Below are 15,292 nucleotides of genomic sequence, written 5' to 3' on the forward strand. Positions count from 1 at the left end.
GCTAAGATTAAGCTCTAATTCCTTAGTCGCGTTCAACGCTGTAAATTGCCTGCAAGCGGAACTCACCATGAGCGGGAACTTCCACAATATCTGTAGCAGCATTGGTCGTTTCTACGCAGAGTAAACGCTGATAATCTGCATCATCAAGGTCGGCCATATTTGCAGAAATTGTCACCCAGGGATTCCACACTACGACGGATTTACTACCCGATGATTTAATGCGAATCCGGCGATTGAGGGCGCTATCGTCAATGACTAATTCATTGGTGACATCAAGATAAATGCGATCGACTTCACCTGTTACTACCACTGCACCCACTTGAGTTTTTTCCACACCACCATCCGCTTTATCAAGATACTGGCTATTTTCTAAACCTAAAACCTGCACGCGGTTGATATCGCCGACTTGGAAATAGGTGTGCAAAGCTTGGGTGAGGGGAAATGCTTTGTCGCCTAGATTGCGGGTGATTAATTCTACAGTGAGGCTGGTGCCGATCGTAATCTCGATCGCCAGTTCAAAGGCTTGGGGCCAAATTGCTCTAGTTTCATCGGTATCCTTGAGTCCGAGAGTGACTTTGGTGGCGCCGTCTGGGGTTGTGGCGGTTTCTAGCACATTCCAGAGGCGATTCCGCACAAACCCATGACTCGGACGCCCCAAGGCTTCGGGATCAGGGCCAAACCAGGGCCAACAGATGGGTATACCGCCTTTGATGGCTTTCCCCTCGGCATAGTAGGCTTTTTCGCTGACGAACATCAAGTCTGTGGTTTCGGTGGCTGGTTGAAATGAGAGCACTTGACCGGAATACACAGAAATTAAGGCTTTGGCTTGACCGTTGTCGATGTGAATCATCGGGAAACCACCGTTTCCGGTGGCGAAGGTGAGGTTCCCGGCAATGCCGTAGTCTGTGTTTAATTGGTCAATACTCATGCTGTTGGCTTGGTGAATTGCTTTACAATTATCCGATATTATGGTTTCTAGATTGATTAGATTGTTGGGTTGGACGGGCGAAAGTGCGATCGACACCACGATGCACTCAGAGAAATGGATTGGGAGTGCCAACTGATCGCGAGGGGATGTGCGATCGCACCCACCGACAGACATTACTGATTTCTCCGATCGCCAAGCTAATGCAGCAGTTCCTCAAAAGACGGCGCAGCCGCAAAACTCTGCATCTCTTCGAGGGTGATTTCAGGTGACAATTCCCAGAAATGCGCCTAAAACAAGCCAAAGAGCGCTATCCGACTGACTGCATCTGCTAGCGTTCGCATCGAATCACGTCACGGCGATGGGAACGTGCCTTGTACTTGAGGCGATCGCAGAATCAAACAATCCTTTATTGAGCGACTGGTTTACAGAAACACTAAAAAAGGGACTCCTAGTGGATCTGTGTAGAACCGATCACAAATCCGCTTAATTACCAAGCGCGAGCGTATTGAATTGGAGCAGGCACCGATTGACGTAGTTGCTTCGCAGCTCGCATCGGCCAATAAGGATCGCGCAGCAGTTCTCTGGCAAGTAATACCATATCTGCTTGACCTGTACGGATGATGTGGTCAGCCTGCGCGGGTGCAGTAATCATACCAACGGCTCCGGTAGCAATGTTAGCTTCGCGTCGAATGCGATCGGCAAAAATAGTTTGATAACCTGCACCCGTTGGAATCTTTTCACCCGGTACAATTGCGCCTGATGAACAATCGATTAAATCAACGCCCAGTGACTTTAATTTATCGCTGAGTGCAATACTTTGTTCAATGTCCCAACCATTTGGAACCCAATCGGTTGCAGAGATGCGGACCCAAAGCGGTGTTTGATCGGGCAAAACATTTCGCACCGCTTGCACGACTTCACATAAAAACCGGATGCGATGCTCAAAACTGCCACCATAGTCATCAGTCCGTTGATTGCTCAAGGGAGACAGAAATTCATGCAGTAGGTAGCCGTGAGCGGCATGAATCTCGATTACGTCAAATCCTGCTTCGAGGGCGCGTTGGGCTGCGTTCACAAAGAGTGTCATCTGCTTCTGAATGTCTTCGATACTCAGAGCGATCGGGGCGGGGCTATCGGGTTCAAATGGAATGGCGCTAGGGGCGATCGAAGTCCATCCTCCTTGAGATTCCGAAAGCACCTCGCCGCCATCCCACGGAAGTGCTGTACTGGCTTTTCGACCTGCATGAGCAAGTTGAATTCCAGCAACCGCACCGTTGCGGTGAATTAACTCGACGATTCGCGCCAGCATTTCAATATGAGCATCTTGCCAGATTCCCAAATCTTGTGGCGTAATTCGTCCTTCAGGCTCGACTGCCGCTGCTTCAGTCATCACCAGCCCTGCCCCTCCTACGGCTCGACTGACGAGATGAACCAAATGCCAATCATTCGCGAATCCATCAACGCTTGAATATTGACACATGGGAGAAACTGCAATGCGATTTCGGAATGTAACCCCACGTTGATCCAATGGCTCAAATAAATGCGACATGGTTGTAAACTTGTGATTTATAAAATGCTACAGATGTCAATCAAACACAGAATTTCTTGACGCTGGGAAGTTGAGTGACTTCATTCCACCAAGTCCGCAGTTTCGGAGTTTGAGCGATCGTTGCTTCGTACTCTGGGGTCTGCGATAGGTAGGTGAAGACGGGAATTAGGTAGAAATCGGCAATGCTCAGTTCGTGACCGAGCAAATACGGCTGTCCTAAAGTTAGGGGTTCGATCGCCTCTAGCGCAGTCTTTACAGGTGCGACGGCAGCTTTGTCCAACCTACATCCCGAATGCACTTGTCATTTTGAGGTATCAAGAGCAACGACCAAATTACTTGTCTAAAACCTAAATCTTTATTGTTAGCAGAACCTGGAATTACTTGACAAAAACACACAAGTGACTGAGTAATTATCCAGTATATCGGGTAAATCCGCAAGCAGGGCCTGAATAAATAAAAAAGATTTTAACTAATCCTTTTTACCGATCGCCGATCTGTGAACGTACACCGTGGTAAAACCACTCAATACAAAAAGGTCATTAAAATCACTCTACCCCGCCTGAAATAGATTAAAAAAAGTAACTTGATTTAATCTATCCACCCTCATCGGGTTGAGGTGAAACATTACCCACAATCAAGCCCCAATGCCTCGATCAACTTGTAAGAGGTTAAGCTTTTTGTGAGGAGAGAAACTCTTGGGTATCAAAAAATACCGGGTTATATAGTTGCAGTTGCCCTGGCTCACCAACTAAAGTCAACCCACTAAACATAGTCAACACATTAGACACTATAATATAACTTTATACTTTTTTCATAAAGTTGTGCAAGAAGACTTCCGACTGATCGTTGACTTAGTTCTAGTTCTCGCTGCTGCCGCAGCAGGAGGACTCTTTGCATCGCTGTTGCGACAGCCGGTAATTCTAGGGTATCTCCTGGGAGGGATCGTAGTTGGGCCGGCCGGTTTGGGACTGATTAAAGAATTAATTCAGGTAGACACCCTGGCTGAATTTGGGGTTGCCTTTCTGTTATTTGCCTTGGGAGTAGAATTTTCCTTCGCCGAACTCCAGAAAGTAAAAGCCATTAGTTTGGGCGGGGGGGGCTTGCAAATTGTGCTGACGATCGCCATTACTACTGCAATTTCCTTGGCTGTAGGCTGGGTAGAATCGCCCGCTCAAGGCGTGTTTTTAGGAGCGATTCTGTCGCTTTCCTCGACCGCAGTTGTATTGAAATGCTTGATGGAGCGCAATGAAGGCGGTACTTCCCACGGTCAAGTCATGCTGGGAATATTAGTAGTTCAAGATTTGGCTTTGGGGCTAATGCTAGCAGTTTTGCCGGCACTCAATCAGCCAGCAGAAGCGATCGGCATGACGGTAGCGTGGGCCCTGCTGCGGATCGGGTTATTTGCTGCCGGTGCTGTAGTCGCGGGCATTTGGATCGTACCGCAGTTGCTGCGCTACCTGGCGCAAACAGAAAGCCGGGAACTGTTTTTGCTGGGAGTTGTGGTTTTGGCTTTAGGGATTGCGCTACTGACAGAATATTTGGGTTTTTCGATCGAGATGGGCGCATTTGTGGCGGGTTTAATGATTTCGGAGGTGGAATATGCCGACCAAACTCTAACTTACGTCGAGCCTTTGCGAGATATTTTTGCATCCTTATTTTTTGTCACCATCGGGATGTTAATTGACCCGATGTTTCTGTGGAACCATCTAGAAGTAATTCTGGGACTGGTATTTATAGTATTTGTCGGCAAATTCTTGATTATAACGCCGATCGTCCGACTATTTGGCTATCCGCTAAAAACAGCATTAATCGCAGGTTTGGGCTTAGCTCAAATAGGAGAATTCTCCTTTGTACTAGCTAGTGCAGGTCAAGCTATGGGGCTGGTTTCGCGGAACGTTTACCTGTTAATTTTAGGAACGACAGCCGTCACTCTCGTGCTGACTCCCTTTGTGTTGAGAAGCGTGCCGCAGTTATTGAAATGGGCGGAAAATTTCGGGCCTTTGCAGCGCTATTTTGACGAAACATCTCAACCTGTGGCAATAGCTGAAACTTTGCCGGAACAAAATTATGTTGTGGTTTGCGGCTACGGGCGAGTCGGCAGAATTTTAGTCAAAATGCTGCAAAGTCGCAACTGTTCAGTTGTGGTGATCGACGAGTCAGAAAGTAGAATTCAAGAGTGCAGAGTCCAAGGAATTCCTTACATTTACGGGAATGCTGCCAGCTTGCACGTATTGGAAGCCGCGCGGGTGGAACGGGCAAAAGCAATGGCGATCGCCCTTCCCGATCCCATGAGCACTCGCTTGTGTCTGAAGCGGGCTTTAGAATTAGTCCCGGATTTGGATATTGTGGTGCGGGCCAACCAAGATAAAGACATCGAACTGCTTTACCAACTGGGGGCCTGGGAAGTAGTGCAGCCGGAGTTTGAGGCGAGTTTAGAACTGTCCGCCCACTTGTTGGCTAGTATTGGGATCTCGGCAATGGCGATCGGGCGGGAAGTGCAGCAAATTCGCAGCAGCCGCTATCTGGAACTGCGGCCACCGCGCGAACCTTTGGCGATTTCGCGGGATTTGAAAGTGGCGGTTCGAGATATGAACAGCGAGTGGTACAGCTTGCCGTCTGGTTCTCCCATCGCCAGCATGACTCTGGAAGAAACTAACCTGCGCCAGTTGACAGGCGTCAGTGTAATGGCGATCGTCCGCGAGAATGGCGAGGAAATTGATTATCCTAACGGCAAGACAGCTTTGCACTCGGGCGATCGACTTTTTGTAGTGGGAGAACCGGAAGAACTCATCAGTTTTGAGTTGCTGGCGAAGGGCGAAGTTGCAGTCCCGCAGGGCGACAGTTCTTGCCAGTGGCTGAGACTGCCAGCAAACAGTCCTTGGGCGGGCAAAAAACTGTCAGAGGTAGAATTGCTGACCCAGTACGGGGTGCAGGTACGGGCGATCCGCCGGGAAGGGAAATTTACTCGCTGGCCTGACGGAACTACGAATTTGCAAGAAGGCGATCGTTTGCTGCTGTGCGGCGGCTTCTACGAGCTCGGCTTGATGCAGCGGACGGCCTCACCACCGGTGCCGCAACCTGCTTTAAAGCTGCCTTTGGTCAAGGTTCAAGTCATCGAAAAGCTGTTTAGCGATTAGTCAGTTGGCAGTTGGCAGTTGGCAGTTGACGGTTGACTGTTCAGATGGCAGTTGGCAGTTGGCAGTTGACGGTTGACTGTTCAGAGTTGGCAGTTGACTGTGGTGAGCTTTCCAGCCAACAGTCAACAGTCAACAGTCAACAATGCCCCATGCCCCATGTCCCATGCCCCACTCTTACCCGTTGGGTTTGAGATAAGCAATTGCTGGCCGCGAGATCAGAATTTGTGTTTCTGAGGGATCGAGGAGGCAAATGCAGCTATTATCCTGCCAAAAAATTCTGCCAGCTACTAAGTCGCCGGTCAGGAGTTTGATCTCCACCTGTTGTTTGTCTTTGATGTAGCTTTGTATTAAGCGAACGCTGGGCAATCCGGTTTCAAATTCAGACATAGTTCAGAAAAATATAGTCAAATATTACCTTAAACCATATTCTTCTGTTTGTACCGTTTAACCCTTACTGCGGCAATTACAAGCGCCTCTCCCCAATGAGAGAGAAACCCATTGGCGGTTACTTTTCGACCGATATTCATTGAGCCATTGACATCAGGATTAATTAGATATCCCTGTAGAGTTATAAAAATTATATTTGTTTATATTTGACGAGAAAGGACTATAAATTGCATAAAGTTTTATAATACTGGGAAATGGGTAATTTGGTCATCAAATTATCTAATCAGTTTTAACCAAAAGAGGTTTGTTTTTATGCCGATCGAGTTTGCGAAGTATCACGGACTGGGAAATGATTTTATTCTGATTGACAACCGCCACTCGTCAGAACCGGTGATCACGCCAGAACAAGCTGTGGATTTGTGCGATCGACATTTCGGGATTGGCGCAGACGGTGTGATATTTGCTCTTCCGGGTCAAAACGACACTGACTATACTATGCGGATTTTTAACTCCGACGGTTCGGAACCGGAAATGTGCGGTAACGGAATTCGCTGTTTGGCTAAGTTTATCGCCGATTTGGAAGGGTCAGAGGCGAAAACTCAGTACCGCATCCACACTCTGGCTGGTGTGATTACCCCGGAATTGCGATCGGACGGTCAGGTGAAGGTGGATATGGGGGTTCCCCGGCTGCTGGCTGCGGAAATTCCGACAACTTTGGCTGCAGCGGATGCCAAAGCTATTGATGTGCCGATCGAAGTTGCTGATAAATCTTGGTCTGTTACCTGCGTCAGTATGGGCAATCCTCACTGCATTACTTTTGTAGAGGATGTTGCGGCGATTGCTTTAGAAACTGTCGGGCCTAAATTCGAGCACAACAAAGCCTTCCCGCAGCGTACCAATACGGAATTTATTCAAGTGGTACGTTCGGACTATGTAAAAATGCGGGTGTGGGAAAGAGGCGCGGGTGTTACTCTAGCTTGTGGGACTGGTGCTTGTGCTGCTGTGGTAGCTGGGGTGTTGGTAGGGAAGTGCGATCGGGCAACTGCAGTTGAGCTCCCTGGTGGCGTTTTGGAAATCGAATGGGCAGAAGTTTCTGGGCGGATTTACATGACCGGGCCGGCACAGCGAGTATTTACTGGTTGTATTAGTGATTAGTGATTAGTCATCAGTCATCAGTCATCAGTCAGAAGGTTTTTTTGGTGGAATTCACAAACAATAAAAATTATTGAATTAAAAATTTTTATTGAATTCTGAACAATGCTTTGGGCCTTCACAAGTTATTGGCTGCGGACTGAAGACTGAAGACTAATAACTAAGCCTGAAATCTAAAATCTAAAATCTAAAATCTAAAATCTAAAATTAAGTAGGTGGGCTTGCATGGCTGGAGGTATTTATCTGATTCAGGATGACGACAGGCTGGTAGAAATGATGGAACAGCCCTACGACTCGGAAGACCAGTTACAAGACTTGCTAGTAACTTATCCTAATTTGATCCCGGGAGACCAAATCGATCGGGCTACGGCGCGCAGGTGGCTGTTAATTTCGCGGGAAGCTGCCCCCAGCGATGAGGAAACAGCGGTGCAGTGGTCGCTGGATCATTTGTTTCTCGACCAAAATGCAGTTCCTACTTTGGTGGATGTCAGGCGAACTCCTAATGCCGAACTGCGGCAAAAAGTTTTGGGTCAGTCGATCGACTATGCTGCTAATGCGTTGTTTTACTGGCCGATAGATTCAATTATTGCTCTGTTTGAAGCTAATTGTCGCGATCGGGGTCGCGATCCCGAACAGATTTTTGAAGAGTTTCTCGGTGCGGATGCTAATGAAGACAGATTTTGGCAAAAGGTTAAAACTAATTTGCAAGCGGGTAAAGTTCGCTTAGTGTTTGTAGCTGATGAGATTTCCGCTGAAATGCGCCGAGTTGTGGAATTTCTCAACGAACAAATGGACCCGGTTGAAGTTTTGGCCCTGGAGATTAAACAGTATGTAAGTGAAGACGGTTTGAAAACGCTGGTTCCCAGAGTGATCGGTCAGACAGCGGAAGCACAGCAGAAAAAATCCAGCGCGACGCGCGAAAGAAGGCGCTGGGATGAATCTTCATTTTTTGCGGAAATCAAAGCTAGACGAGGCGCAGACGAGGCGCAAATGGCAAAAGCTATTTACCTTTGGGCTAAAAGTCAAGAACCCGAAGTTCAAATCCACTGGGGAACGGGGGACGCTTACGGCGGTTTCGCGGCTCAATTGCCTCAAAAGGGAAGAAAACCCTATCAGTTATTCACTGTAGATATTGCTGGCAGAATGGAGATTTCTGCTGACAATTACGGTTCCCAGCCGCCGTTTAATGCGGAACAAAATTGGCTGGAATTGAGAAGTAAGCTGAGTTCGATCGGTCTGTCGCTGCCTATAGAACCGGGTGAGAGAAGGTCGCCGAGTCTGGCTTTGTTTACTTTGCAAGACGAATCTGCCCTCAAGCAAGTTATGCAAACTTTTGATTGGGTGATTGAGCAAATTAAAACGTTATAGTTACACTCAGAGATGATAGAAACGGAGGACACGGCAGTGCCGTTTCCCTACCCCCATTAATTGTAGGGAAACGGCTCGGTTAAAGCCTTCTTCCATTGACTGTTGAATGTTACCTACTCTGATAATTCCAGTACATCATTGCAAAGTTTACAATTTTTGTCTGCCGCTTGGTAATGGATGTTTGATCCCACTCACTACTATCTGAGTTAGTAAACGTGATAAGTTCTTGCTGACAACGAAATTTTGAATTCTTATAGAAGTAGTTATATTTATAATCAAAATTAGAATTGGATTTGGCGGAATTTTCCCAGGATAGATCAAGCGTTAAGTTCCCAATACTATGAATATAATTACCCCAGAAACCTTCAGGCATCCAAGGATGAATTTGTCTAGGTACTTGGGGAATGATATGCTCAATCGAGAGACCTTGGTACTGGCGAAATCCTATCAGTTCATCTTGTAGGTACTCCGTTTGTCGAAGATAATTTTCATACTGCCAAAATAGATAGTTCAAATCATTTTCTGAAATAGCTTCATAAAAGTCGGGTGAAATAAGTCTCTCCTGAAACTCACGATCACTACAGAACTCACCGACAATATCCTTGAGACCTGATATTAAAACCTCAAAGTCTCCCTGGAAGTTTTGTGCTAACTCATGTAGCCGCTTTGAAATTGTAGTGTTTGTGAGTTTTCGCTTTCGTATTCCATACACTCTGAAACTTATAATTTCCATCAGTTTCGTTACTCTGCCGAAGTTAGAGTGTTCTTGGCTATTATCATGCTTCCAAGACACGATGAGTAGTGGCCAGAAATGTGCTGTTTTCTTTAGATGGAAAAGATTGAGTAAGTTTCCCCTGAGATTTTGAGATACTTGATTAAATATTGCAAAAGTTTTGCTCAGTTGACATGAATACTCATCTATAAATTTTGTTGCATCAGCAAAAGTAGCGGGACTCGCTGTAAGTGAGTTAATTCTTTCCTTGATCAACGATAAATGACGCGAATAATCCTTTTGACCGTCTGTTTTTACATTAGCCTCAAAAGCAATATAGTGCTGTCGCAAGATAAAATCTTCGCTGATTCCGGTAATATTTTGAATAGTCTCTTCATAATCCCTGTAAATCTCACCAAACCGATTCTGTATTGTTCTCAGATAGCTCTCTGGATCATTCGCTGCAAGATAAACCTTATACATTAAGAAGCTTTTGATTTTTTCAAGACTTGTCAGAGGTTTACCCCTGTCGTTAGTCGTCTCAAAAATTAGTGTTGCTTCTGCATTATTTATAACAGCGTATGTCAGGACTTTAGCCTTCTCAATCTTCTCGCGTATCTCACGCAACTTTTCAAGAGTTCGCTTTTCTAAATCCTTGATGAAGAAGTCCTTGGCATCTAATAAACGACGTTGTGAAGGGGTTTCAATCAAGCTTTCAGTATCCTCACAATCTTCTAATATACACTTGCAAAAAAACGGTTGATCGTATTCCAAAACTCGTAATTTATATTCATTTCGGTACTGAACGTAGGTTTCACGAAGAATCGATACATCGTCACCGAAGGAATCAAGTTTATCAAGCAACAGCCGCATGAAAATTGTGAGTGTTGTCAGCCTTTGTTGACCATCTACAATGTTGATTATCTTGAAATACCCCTCGCTGTCTCCTATTTGCAGTAGGATTGTCCCAAAAAAGTAATCTTTGCCTAAAGCTTGGTTATCAAGATCGCTAATAAAATCTCGCAGTTGCTTTGTTTCCCATGCGTATGCACGTTGATACTTGGGAATGTTGAAAATTCTGCGGCTTTCAAACAGATCACTGATAGCCTTCTGTCCGTTTTCCATTGTGTTTTCTCTCTAGTTTAAATTGAGTTAACCCCATCACTGAGGACAAGCTCTTTTCAATACCGATTAATTTATGATAGCTAAGCCCATCACCAATAACATCAACTCCTCCCAAGATGGGGAAAAGGGAGAGGTAAATCATCTGCTCCTCGGTTTAAGCCTGAGCTTGTTAATCTCATTATTATGTTTAGGGGGTAATGCGTGTCATCCTTAACATAATAATGAGTTGATGCAGAGTGAGCGGCCGATCGCCAATTACCAATAACCAATGACTATTGATAGCGAATGTTTGCTTGTTTCAAGCGCCGCAATGCTTCTCCCAGTCGATCGCAATCTGCAATTAAACTAATTCTCACATATCCTTCGCCGCCCGGCCCAAAAGCATTGCCAGGAGTCACCACAACACCCGTTTGCTGCAAAACATTCAGGGCAAAATCAGTAGAACTCATGCCCGGAGTGCAGGGAACCCAAAGATACATTGCAGCCAGAGGTTTGGGAATATTCCACCCTAATTCTGCCAATCCTTCAACCATGAAATCCCGGCGAGTCCTGTAACGATTCTGCACTTCGTGCAAGTAACTATCGGGCAATTGCAGTGCTGTTTCTGCTGCTGTTTGCAATGCGGAAAATATACCGTAATCTAGGTTAGTTTTTAAGGTTCGCAAACCTTGAATAATTTTGCTATTTCCTACTACAAAACCGACGCGCCAGCCGGCCATATTGTAGGTTTTGGACATGGTGTGAAATTCGACACCGATTTCTTTACCGCCGGGAATTTCTAATAAACTTGTCGGTTGATAGCCGTCAAAGGCTAATTCCGCATAACACAAGTCGTGAACCAGCAAGATTTGATGTTTGTGTGCGAAAGCAACAATATCTTTGTAAAATTCGCGGGGTGCTGTTGCTCCAGTCGGATTGCTGGGATAATTGAAATAGAGGATTTTGGCTTGTTCGGCTACGCTGTCGGGAATGTCGGCTAAGTCAATTACCCAGTCATTTTCTGGTTTGAGGATGATGTTGTGAACTTTTGCACCGGCGATGATTGGGCCGCGAAATAATACGGGATAAGCAGGACTTGGTACTAATATTAAGTCCCCTGGATTGATATAGGCGATCGCAAAATGTGCTAAACCTTCTTTAGAACCCAACAAAGGCAATGCTTCGCTTTCTGGATCGAGTTCAACGTTGTAGCGGCGGCTGTACCATTTAGTAATAGTACGGCGGAAACTGGCAGTTCCTTCAAAGGGTGGATAGCCGTGATTTGCAGGATTTTGGATGGCTGCGACGGCGGCTTCTACTACTGGTTGAGGAGTGGCACCGTCGGGGTTTCCCATTCCTAAGTCTATTAAATCGAGTCCTTGTTCGCGGGCGCGGGCTTTGAGTTCATCGAGACGGGCAAATACGTAGGGCGGTAGTTTTTGCAACCTGTCAGCAGGGGTAATCCAATCCAAGGTCATTTATTTTTTGTCAGTTGTCAGTTTTCCTGGTTTGTAGTAAGGACTTTCGTCCTTGCTAGCACAGCCTTTTCAGGACTTTAGTCCTTACTACAAACTGTTTTAATTCTTAATCTTTAATTCTCCCACAGGTGCGGTGGTAGAAACCATCGCTGCCATTAATTGTTGGGGAACAACTTTAAAAGGCAGTCGGTGGATGTCGGAATTGGGATTGCAGGCTATGTCGGCGGCGCGCTGCAATTCTGCTATGGTAATGTCTCCGAGTCCGAGGTTGTCTAAAGTTTGGGGCAATCCAATTTCGGCGTAGAATTTTAGCAGTTGCTGTCTGGCGGTAGCGGCGAGTTGATTGTTTTGCAGCATTTCTTCTAGTCGCAGTTGTACTAAAATGCCGTATGCGACTTTTTCGCCGTGCAATGTGCCGTGGCTTGCTAATAGATGAGTTAGGCCGTTGTGGACGGCGTGGGCGGCGACGGTGCGACATTGGGCGCCGCCAATTCCGCCGATTACTCCTGCTAGCAATACGGCTGCATCTGTGACTTCTTGCCAGGTTTCGCTACCGGGTTCTTTGAGGGCGGCGGCTGATTTTTGAAATAAAATATCGCGCAGTATTCTAGCTTGTTGAACGGCGGAAATGATCAGGGTTTGTTCGGAGTGTCCGCTACTGACTGATGCTTCGTACCATTTGGCGATCGCATCTCCAATTCCTGCTACTAATGTCCGCTGCGGTGCGGTTTGAATCAAACCGTAGTCGAGTATTAATAAGTCGGGACATCTGGCTAATGTGACATCGTATTGGAATGCACCTTGTTCTGAATAAATGTTAGAAAGGGCTGTCCAAGCGGCACAGGTGGCTGCTGATGTGGGTATGGTGACGATCGGGATTTTGCATTGATAGGCGACGAGTTTGGCTGCGTCTAACGCTTTGCCGCCGCCAACTCCGATGATGAAGTCGGCTTGATGGGTTTGGGCTGCTTCGCGGAGAGTTTCGAGGCTGGTTTCGCTGCAATCCTTGCCGTATGCTGTTTCGGCGGATTTTAACTGCTGCTGTTCGAGGATTGGTTGCAGGTACGGTTGGGCGGCGGCGAGGGAGTTGCTGCCGCCGACGATTAGCGGCCGCTTTCCGAAACGGGCGATCGCATCTCCGGCTTGTGCGATCGCCGATCGACCCCGCAATACACAGGCGGGAGCAATTGTCAAGGAATAAATTGCTGGTGGGGTGGCGGTTTTGGTGCTTTGGGTTTGAGTCATCGAACCACTGGATAAGTGACGAGAAGGTTGACGCTTTGCAGGATTGCTGGATTTTCTAGGATAACTCTAACCCATGTTGGGCGATCGGGTAAGTTTTGTAAAGTTTTTATTAAGTATTGTGCGGGCTTGGGGCATGGGAGAGGGGAGTTGAGGGCGATCGAATTATGATTAAAGTTGAGGCTTAACGTACAAATCCCAGACTTGTTTCACTGCTGCTGCATCTGGTTGAGAAATGTGGCCGATTTTTTTCCGTGGCAGCAACAAAGACTTTTCTAAACAATCTAATCTAGACAAACGCACTGTTGAAGGACGGACCAAACCGCTGACAGACCAATCCTTAAGAAATACATCAGTTTGGCTGCGGGGTTCGGCAGAGGTGACGGCGGCTGCTACCACATCCTCGCCATCCAACCATAGCAAAAGTATGGGGCGTTTTTTAGAGTCTGCGCCGCTTGTAAAGGGAATATTTACCACCCAAAAATCACCAGGTTCAATAGTCATCATAAAGTCCTTCGTCTTCGGGTGCGTAACTTTTCAAAAAAGCATCATGGCTGCGAGTAATAGCTGGGTCAATTAAATAGTCTTCGCCGTCTACTAGCGAGGGCTGGAGAGGCGGTGTTTCTGTTGCCGAAGTGGTAGATTCTGAACTTACGCTCAACGGCTTTGTCTGTAGTAAATTGAGGAAGAAGCGCCTCAGAGACGGTGTTTCTGTTGGCGAACTGCTAGATTTTGAACTTATGCTAAACTGCTTTGTCGGTTGTGTTTGGTACAAGAGAAATTGCAGAAAATCGAGCACTTCCTCTTGTTTTTCTATAGGCAGAAGTCGCAAATTTTCGATCACCCTTTTTTCGATATTATTAATAGTTGGTTTCATGGGATTTTTACCCTTCAGCTTTGTTAGATTTCTGCGTTACCTACATATTTTATCACGACTCTCAAAGGTGAGAGCGTTCCTGATTTTAGCCAGTCCAACAATATAACGACCAAAGTTCCTCACCTCTGTGGTTTTAATCGTTGGAGGTGGGCTGCTTTTTCCTGCCAAACAAACCAGACATACTTAAACCAGTCACTAGCAAGCCTATCATTCCCAAGCCGTTCAAAATAGGGTAAATTGCTTGCAGGTGAAAGATTTCACCTGTATGAATTTTTAATAAAAATCTCGATGAAATTTCTATACCCAGCGGCCACTCTCGGACAATTGTGATCACCATTCCAGTCAAGACAGTCAGCGCGATCGGCAAAGCAACAATAAGGCCTAGAATGCGGTGATATTTGCGAAATGCTCTCTTCATAGTGGTTGAAAGTTTGGGAATACTGAGGTTATATAAGGAGCGAGTGTTGAGTGCTTGTTGCTGAGCAACTGCGATCGCATAATTCTCACAGGACTTACGCACTCCGACGCAGAGAAACCGGATATTTTAACTTTTCTTCAAGGTTTGAACCAATTACAAGAGTTAAAAAACTCGGTTTCTGCGTCTCAGACTGTAGAATCAAGCACTCACCACTGAAATTTAAGACTTAGGAATGCTACTGATAGTCTTTTCCAGCGACTGCAATTGAGTCAGCACTTGGTCTTTACTTGGCTTAGACTTTTTGAGATCGGCCATTACTTTGTCTGTAGTCTCTTCAACTGCATCGTAGCTTTTAGGAGCTTTAGCTTTGATACCGTCTTCTACTTTCTTCCAGGCATTCTCAAATTTGTTAAATTCGGTTTTGGCTTTGGCAAAGTTTCCAGCCTGAACTGCTGCTTTGGTACTGGAAACCACACCACTCAATTCTGCATAGTTTCCCTGCGATGCTGGTTTCTCAGTTTTTACAGCAGTAGCAGCAGGAACCGGGGCGGATGAAGTTGGGGGAGTGGAAGCTTCTTTAGCGCTGTCGCAACCAGCCAAAGCTATAAGGCTGATGGCGCTAAGGACAAGGATTTGATTAAAACGGGCCATGAACAATCCTCACATAGATGGATACTAAAATCTATTGTGTCACAAAAAAATCAGATCCGTGGGAATAAATCAACATCCTGCGGGATAGTAAATCTTGAACCTGGAAGGCGGCTGATAGTTTGGTATATCTAGTAGGTTTGGGTTGAGGGAGGAAACCCCACTAGATCATGGTTTGCCACTGTTGGCCTGAATCTAGTGCAAGCCAACCTACTGACTAGTACACCTCGGCGTAAATACACAGACTATTAGACAGCCAAGACTTTACCCTTATATGTCCACTTAAAAGGTT

General features: G+C 46.2%; 14 protein-coding genes. 3 read left to right on the forward strand and 11 right to left on the reverse strand.

All coding sequences use genetic code 11. The features are described from left to right. Positions 1-22: 22 nt before the first annotated feature. The 3 genes from QUA04_RS16710 to QUA04_RS16720 all read right to left on the reverse strand — a co-directional run bounded on the left by QUA04_RS16710 (position 23) and on the right by QUA04_RS16720 (position 2,757). A complete protein-coding gene (locus QUA04_RS16710; RefSeq protein ID WP_333258419.1) occupies positions 23-1,102 on the reverse strand; it encodes a D-hexose-6-phosphate mutarotase in 1,080 nt (359 codons plus the stop codon). Positions 1,103-1,415: 313 nt separating this feature from the next. Then, positions 1,416-2,477: an NADH:flavin oxidoreductase/NADH oxidase gene (locus QUA04_RS16715; protein WP_333258420.1), complete on the reverse strand. Its 1,062-nt coding sequence runs from the start codon at positions 2,475-2,477 to the stop codon at positions 1,416-1,418. 40 nt (positions 2,478-2,517) lie between these two features. Continuing rightward, entirely contained in the window at positions 2,518-2,757 is a 240-nt protein-coding gene (locus tag QUA04_RS16720; RefSeq protein WP_333258421.1) for a glutathione S-transferase domain-containing protein, read from the reverse strand. Positions 2,758-3,298: 541 nt separating this feature from the next. On the opposite strand from QUA04_RS16720, the gene QUA04_RS16725 reads away from it, so the two are divergent. Continuing rightward, positions 3,299-5,614: a cation:proton antiporter domain-containing protein gene (locus QUA04_RS16725; RefSeq protein ID WP_333258422.1), complete on the forward strand. Its 2,316-nt coding sequence runs from the start codon at positions 3,299-3,301 to the stop codon at positions 5,612-5,614. A gap of 174 nt (positions 5,615-5,788) precedes the next feature. Here QUA04_RS16725 and QUA04_RS16730 read toward each other — a convergent pair whose 3' ends face one another. Further along, the gene (locus QUA04_RS16730; RefSeq protein ID WP_333057289.1) at positions 5,789-6,001 is read right to left on the reverse strand and encodes an Hfq-related RNA-binding protein; all 213 of its coding nucleotides are present in this window, start codon (positions 5,999-6,001) and stop codon (positions 5,789-5,791) included. A gap of 312 nt (positions 6,002-6,313) precedes the next feature. On the opposite strand from QUA04_RS16730, the gene dapF reads away from it, so the two are divergent. Next, positions 6,314-7,156 (forward strand): diaminopimelate epimerase, encoded by an 843-nt coding sequence (gene dapF / locus QUA04_RS16735; protein WP_333258423.1) that lies wholly within the window; start codon positions 6,314-6,316, stop codon positions 7,154-7,156. A 222-nt stretch (positions 7,157-7,378) separates the two neighbouring features. Next, positions 7,379-8,521, forward strand: coding sequence for a hypothetical protein (locus tag QUA04_RS16740; protein WP_333258424.1), 1,143 nt, complete (start codon positions 7,379-7,381; stop codon positions 8,519-8,521). A 109-nt stretch (positions 8,522-8,630) separates the two neighbouring features. Here QUA04_RS16740 and QUA04_RS16745 read toward each other — a convergent pair whose 3' ends face one another. The 7 genes from QUA04_RS16745 to QUA04_RS16775 form a co-directional block, all read right to left on the reverse strand. Beyond that, the gene (locus QUA04_RS16745) at positions 8,631-10,358 is read right to left on the reverse strand and encodes a DUF262 domain-containing HNH endonuclease family protein (RefSeq protein ID WP_333258425.1); all 1,728 of its coding nucleotides are present in this window, start codon (positions 10,356-10,358) and stop codon (positions 8,631-8,633) included. A 272-nt stretch (positions 10,359-10,630) separates the two neighbouring features. Then, positions 10,631-11,815, reverse strand: coding sequence for an aspartate aminotransferase (locus QUA04_RS16750; RefSeq protein ID WP_333258426.1), 1,185 nt, complete (start codon positions 11,813-11,815; stop codon positions 10,631-10,633). Between the two features lie 99 nt (positions 11,816-11,914). Continuing rightward, positions 11,915-13,060, reverse strand: coding sequence for an iron-containing alcohol dehydrogenase family protein (locus tag QUA04_RS16755; protein WP_333258427.1), 1,146 nt, complete (start codon positions 13,058-13,060; stop codon positions 11,915-11,917). Positions 13,061-13,228: 168 nt separating this feature from the next. Next, the gene (locus QUA04_RS16760; RefSeq protein WP_333258428.1) at positions 13,229-13,564 is read right to left on the reverse strand and encodes a type II toxin-antitoxin system PemK/MazF family toxin; all 336 of its coding nucleotides are present in this window, start codon (positions 13,562-13,564) and stop codon (positions 13,229-13,231) included. Further along, complete coding sequence (locus QUA04_RS16765; protein ID WP_333258429.1) at positions 13,551-13,934, reverse strand: hypothetical protein; 384 nt, start codon at positions 13,932-13,934, stop codon at positions 13,551-13,553. The genes QUA04_RS16760 and QUA04_RS16765 overlap by 14 nt, the downstream gene beginning before the upstream one ends. Before the next feature lie 133 nt (positions 13,935-14,067). Beyond that, positions 14,068-14,454, reverse strand: coding sequence for a peptidase (locus QUA04_RS16770; protein ID WP_333258430.1), 387 nt, complete (start codon positions 14,452-14,454; stop codon positions 14,068-14,070). A gap of 117 nt (positions 14,455-14,571) precedes the next feature. Then, the gene (locus tag QUA04_RS16775; RefSeq protein WP_333258431.1) at positions 14,572-15,003 is read right to left on the reverse strand and encodes a hypothetical protein; all 432 of its coding nucleotides are present in this window, start codon (positions 15,001-15,003) and stop codon (positions 14,572-14,574) included. Positions 15,004-15,292 lie beyond the last annotated feature (289 nt).

The organism is Microcoleus sp. S13_C5, assembly GCF_036700845.1.
In the GTDB taxonomy this organism is placed as follows: domain Bacteria; phylum Cyanobacteriota; class Cyanobacteriia; order Cyanobacteriales; family Microcoleaceae; genus Microcoleus.